Annotated in this window: 5 protein-coding genes and 1 pseudogene; 1 reads left to right on the top strand and 5 read right to left on the bottom strand. The window is 70.3% G+C overall.

Going from position 1 to position 5,361, the window contains the following annotated elements:
- The 3 genes and pseudogenes from GJ633_RS17270 to GJ633_RS13435 form a co-directional block, all read right to left on the bottom strand.
- Positions 1-1,377, bottom strand: a pseudogene (locus tag GJ633_RS17270) (PrsW family intramembrane metalloprotease); the annotation flags it as partial.
- Complete coding sequence (locus GJ633_RS13440) at positions 1,374-2,444, bottom strand: ABC transporter ATP-binding protein (protein WP_156589226.1); 1,071 nt, start codon at positions 2,442-2,444, stop codon at positions 1,374-1,376. The gene GJ633_RS13440 and the pseudogene GJ633_RS17270, both read right to left, overlap by 4 nt.
- Positions 2,445-2,537: 93 nt before the next feature.
- Positions 2,538-3,602 carry a succinylglutamate desuccinylase/aspartoacylase family protein gene (locus tag GJ633_RS13435; RefSeq protein ID WP_156589225.1) on the bottom strand — a complete coding sequence of 355 codons (1,065 nt, stop codon included), beginning with the start codon at positions 3,600-3,602 and terminating at the stop codon, positions 2,538-2,540.
- Between the two features lie 109 nt (positions 3,603-3,711).
- On the opposite strand from GJ633_RS13435, the gene GJ633_RS13430 reads away from it, so the two are divergent.
- Positions 3,712-4,698 carry a hypothetical protein gene (locus GJ633_RS13430; protein ID WP_156589224.1) on the top strand — a complete coding sequence of 329 codons (987 nt, stop codon included), beginning with the start codon at positions 3,712-3,714 and terminating at the stop codon, positions 4,696-4,698.
- On the opposite strand, the gene GJ633_RS13425 is transcribed toward GJ633_RS13430, so the two are convergent.
- Both GJ633_RS13425 and GJ633_RS13420 read right to left on the bottom strand, forming a co-directional pair.
- Complete coding sequence (locus GJ633_RS13425; RefSeq protein WP_156589223.1) at positions 4,699-4,950, bottom strand: hypothetical protein; 252 nt, start codon at positions 4,948-4,950, stop codon at positions 4,699-4,701.
- Positions 4,951-5,163: 213 nt separating this feature from the next.
- The coding region (locus tag GJ633_RS13420) for a universal stress protein (RefSeq protein ID WP_197431343.1) at positions 5,164-5,361 on the bottom strand (198 nt) is incomplete at its 5' end.

Here is a 5,361-nt window from a genome sequence, read left to right as displayed (position 1 = left end):
CGCCGAGCCCGAGCCCGAACAGGAGCGCGGCGCCGACGGCCATCGGCGTCGTCGCGAACAGCACCTCGCCGGCGGAGACGGCCTCCCCCTGCAGGTCGAAGACGACGAGCGTGAGCGGCGACACCAGCGCCACGGGCGTGACGTTCGTGAAGACCGCGGGGACGAACGCGTACGTCGTGAGCAGGACGCTCACGCCGACCGTGACGAAGGTGAGCTCTTTGAACGACCGCGCGAACATCGCGCCGACGAACGTCGCCGCGAGGAACGTCGCCACGATCGGGAGCACGGCGATCACGGAGAGCGGCCCCCCGCCGACCGCGGCGGCGATAGCGACGGTGACGAGGACCGCGAGCCCGGCGTACGGGAGGGTCTTTCCGGCGACGATGTCGACCGGCGAGAGCGGGGTGACGAGCAGCGGCTCGCCGCGCCGGTTCGTCCGCTCGTCGAGCACCGAGGAGCCGTACGCCTGGACGAGGAAGTTCATCGGCACGAGGAAGACGAACGCGAGCAGCAGGGAGACGAACGGGAACGGCGGCGCGATCGACCCCGGCGAACCCGCCGTGTCGGCGCCGAATACCCCGCCGCCGATCGCGGGAACGGCGAAGCCGCCGTCTTCGTCGTCTCTCGTCTCTCTCACATCTCCGGTATCTCCGGTATCTCTGGCGTCTCCGGAGTCTCCGGGGTTTCCGGCATTTCCGTCGGCAGAATCAGTAGAATCGGGAGAATCAGCAGAATCGGCAGAGTCGCCGGACGTCTCGGATCTCCCGCGCGCGTCGTCGCCTCCGGCGGTGGCAGCGCTCCCCTCGTCACCGTCTCCCGTTCCTCGCTCGGACGTTTCCTCCCCGTCGGCCCCGCCGAGCGTCGTCTCGGCCCGGGTCCCGCTGGTCCGATCGACGTACCGAAGCGTGACGGTGACCGGGAAGGCGGCGGTCCGGTTCGGTTCGTTCGCCATCAGGCGCTCGTTGTGGGCCTCGACCGCCTCGCGGAACGCGGCCGCCGCGGCCGCCCCCTTCCGCGTGTCGCTGGCGCGGACGGCGACGCCGGTAGCCGGTTCCGATCCGGCCCGGTCGCCGGCGTCGTCGCGGACGACGAGGTCCGCCGTCGATCCGAGAACCGCCCGATCGAGCGGTACGGTCGCGAGCGACGGATCCCCGGCGATCGCGTCCACGTACGGCGAATCGGCGGCGACGCGACCCGGTAGACGCCGCGGTCGACGTCGAACCCGACGGCGCCGGCCGCGAGCCCGGCGCCCAGTACGCCGCCACCGACGAGCAGGAGCGCGAGCGCCGCGGCGAGGGTCCGGCGGTCGACGCCGCCACCTGCCCGGGCGACCTCCCACCTGGCGACACGCAGGACCCGCCGGAGCCGGTCGATCACGTCGCGTCCTCCGGGTTCGTCGCGGTCGTCGTCGATCGCGGGTCCGCCTCGCCGTCGTCGCCGGCGTCGTCGCCGTCCGACGGCGTCGTCCCCGCCTCGCCGCCGTCCGACGGTGCTGCCTCCGTCCCGTCCCCGTCGACGCTAGCGGCGTCACCGGTGTACCGCCCCGGCATCGGGCGGCCGACGATGTCGAGGAACACGTCCTCCAGGCTCGGCTCGCGCGTGCGGATGTCGACGACCTCGCCGCCGGCCGCGGCGGCCGCCGTGCGGACGGCCTCGACCGCGTCCATGCTCGGAACGACCGTCCGGAAGCGGTCTCCGACCGGCTCGGGCGCCGCGGCGAGGTCGGCGAGCGGGCCGGATCGCGGAGGGCTGACGTCGGTGAACACGTGATAGGTCGTCTCCCCGTGACGCTCGCGGATCCCGTCGACGCTCCCGCGGGCGACGATCCGGCCCTCGTTCATCACCGCGACGCGGTCGCAGACCGACTCGACGTGGTGGAGGTTGTGCGCCGAGAAGACGACCGTCTTCCCCGTCGAACGCAGCTCTCGGGTGAACGCCAGCACCGAGTTCGTCGTCACGGGGTCGAGCCCGGATGCGGGCTCGTCGTACACGAGCACGTCGGGGTCGTTGACGAGCGACCGGGCGATCGCGACCTTCCGTTTCATCCCCTTCGAGGTGTCGCCCAGCCGGCGCTCGCGGTGGTCGAGCTCGAGCCGGTCGAGCGCCTCCCCGATGCGCTCGTCCGCGACGTCGCGCGGAACGTCGTACAGGTCCGCGAAGAAGCGCAGGTACGACAGCGGCGTCATCTCCTCGTACAGCGGCGACTCCTCGGGGAGATACCCGAGGCGCCGGCGCATCTCCGGCTCGTCGGCGGGGAACCCGGCCACCTCGACCGCGCCCGCGGTCGGCGCCACGAGCCCGGCGAGCACCTTCAGCGTCGTCGTCTTCCCGGCGCCGTTCGGACCGACGAGCCCGAACACCTCGCCCTCCGCGACGGAGAAGGTGCTGTCGACGACGGCGGCGAAGTCGCCGTACGTCTTCCGTAACCCCGCCACTTCGATCATGGGTCTCCGTGCGCGGGCACCCGGGTTAAACCCACTTCCGCGGTTATCGGCGGCGAGAACGAGAAACGCCTCGTCGGTCCCCTGGGCCTCTTCTCAGTCGTCGGCCCACGCGTCTCCGTGCGCCCGGTAGCCGTCGAACTCGCCGGTCCGGATCTCGCGTTCGATCTCCCGGCGGGTCTCGCGGTCGAGTTGGACGATGTGACAGAGCGGGTGACCGGGCGCGGCGACGGGGTTCTCCAGCGAGCCGAGGATCAGCCCGTCGAACGGCGCCGCGACCGTGTGCTCTTCGGTCTTGAAGTGGTTCGTGATCGTGCAGATCGTCTCGCCCTCGTAGACGAGCGGGTACGGCCCCCACTCCATCTCGACGAGCCCGCCGGTGTCCGCGCGCAGCCAGCGCTTCGTGCTGTCGGCGGCGGTGGTCTGGTACCAGCCGGGCCAGTGGACCGGCTCGCCGGGGCGGAGCTCGTACTCGGCGAGGACGCTCTCGACGCCCTCCAGCGCCTTCTCGACCAGGACGGGCTGGAACCGGTGGGCCCGTCCCATCTCGACGGTCACGGTCGGGATCCCGTCCGCCGTCGCCGTCGACCGGAGCGACCCCGCGTCGCCGGTGCCGTACAGCACGACGTTCGTCGCGAACGCCCGGGCGAGCCGTCGGACATCCGGGTCGTCGAGGTCGGCGCGGGCGTGGTAGATGGTCGTTCGGTTCCGCGTCGACGTGTGGAAGTCGAGCCCGAGGTCGCACTGCGAGACGAACCGCCGATAGATGCGGTTCGCCATCCGCTCGGTGGTGTTCGAGCGCTCCTGGCCCGGAAACGACCGGTTCATGTCCTGGTCGTAGATGGGCGTGTCGCGCCGCTGTGCCTCGTAGGCCGGCACGTTACAGACGTGCAGACAGACGATCGTGCCGTGGATGTCCGCGGGCGAGTACCGCGCCGCGACCTCCTGGACGACCTTCACGCCGTTGAGTTCGTCGCCGTGGATCCCGGCGGAACAGAACAGCGTCGGTCCGCCGCGCTCGCCGTTTATCACCGTCACCGGCATCTCGATCGGGTCGCCGAGGTACGTCTCGCCGACCTCGTACCTGACGTGTCGCTTCTCGCCCGGATCCACCTCGCTGTCGTACCGGAACGGTTCCGGCTCGGGACGCTTGTCGCTCATACGACCCGCTCGCGACAGAGACGGATAACGGCTCTGACACCTCGCAGGGAACGCTCCGGTCTTGCGTTCGGCGATAGCCTTACGGCGGTGCTTCGGGAACACCTCCCGTATGACCGATCGAGGGGGTGCGGCCGACGAACGCGACCCGGAGGACTCCCTCGGTCCCGACGACGAAGGGGGAATCGACCCCGCGGTCGCGGCGACGACCCGCGAGGAGCTGCGGACGACGTTCACCTACCAGGTCGAGCGGCTCCGCGAGATCGACACCAAGGCCATCGAGATCCTCAAGGCCAACCTGGTGCTCATCGGGATCGTCGTCACCGGCGGGTCGATCGTGGTACAGACGGAGATCGACCTCGGCGGATTCCTCAACCCCTTCACGCTGACCGGCGGGGGGATCCTCCTCGTCTCGACCGGGCTGGCGGCGGTCACCTACACCGCGTCCGACCTCCGCGGCGGACTGAGCATCGCCGACGTCGACGCCGTGATCGCGGCCGAGCGGCGGCGGGCGCGGAGCGAGGTGGGGGCCGAGGAGACCACATCCGACGGTGAGTCCGCATCCGACGGTGAGCTCGCGTCCGACCGCGGGCCCGCTCCCGACGCGGACGGGGAAGCGGGTCCGTCGCCCGGATTCGACGAGCGCCTGCTCCGCAGCTACGCCGAGTGGATCGACTACAACGCGCGGGTCACGGCCGTCAACGAACTGCTCGCGACGGTGACGGTGCTTCTCGTCTTCGTCGCGTTCGTCTACGTCGTCGCCGGCGTGGTCGTCGGGACGGTCGGACTCTCGCCGGTCGAGTCGTGGATCTCGTTCGCTGCGCTGACGCTTTTATCCGGCGCGTTCACGTGGGTCGCGGCCCACATGGACCACCTCGGCCGCGAGACCACCCACCCCGCGGCGTCGTTCAGGGGACTCCAGATATCGAAGGGGGCCGACCGCGGACAGGCGTGGGCGTCACTCCTCGCGATGCTCGGGCGCGAGCCGCCGGAGGAAGAAGAGGGAAGCGGCGTCGACGACACCGACGAGGGGCAGACGCACGCCGAGGTCGGGACCGCAGACCGCACAGACCGCGACGCGGAGGACCGAACGCGCTGACTACTGGGACGTCCCGCCGTCGGTCCGCGGCCGCCGGACCGACTCGGCACACCAGACGTTGCTGCGACGCCCCGCGCGAGACAGCTCTAGGTCCACGACCGAACCAACCGGCAGGTCGGCGACGCGTTCGCGGGCCTCCTCGTCGGCGTAGTCGACGATGTGGTACGTCTCGTTGCGCGGATGGGCACGTACCGTGGTACAATCGTGATCGTTCTGTGCGGAAATGACGGTGTACGAGTTAGCTCCCGACATCTTACTCTGTTATTATTGGACATCCTACTTCAAAACTTCGTATATTCAATACGAACGTCGATGGATGTGTAATACGAATATAAGGTGATCGAAACGAGCGGAGAGCGGAGGTCACGGCGGCTCGTCGTCGTGGTGCGCGTCGGCGAGTGGCGTCGAGATTCCGGTCCGGCGACCCCCGCGGAGCGCCCTCGCGGCGAGGTCGCGGCGGCCCGCTCACCGCACGACCGTCACCGGGACCGCCGAGCCGCGGACGATCTTCGAGGCGACGTTGCCGACGAGCAGCCGGTCGGCGAGGCTCCCGCCGTGGCTGCCGACGACGACCGCGTCGAACTCGTCGCTCATGTCGACGACCGCCCGCGCCGGGTGGCCCATCGTCACCACGGTGCCGACCTCGCGGTCGTACTCGTCGGC

The organism is Halorubrum sp. CBA1125 (assembly GCF_009742825.1).
Lineage (GTDB): Archaea > Halobacteriota > Halobacteria > Halobacteriales > Haloferacaceae > Halorubrum.
This window is presented reverse-complemented; position numbering and strand designations above follow the sequence as displayed.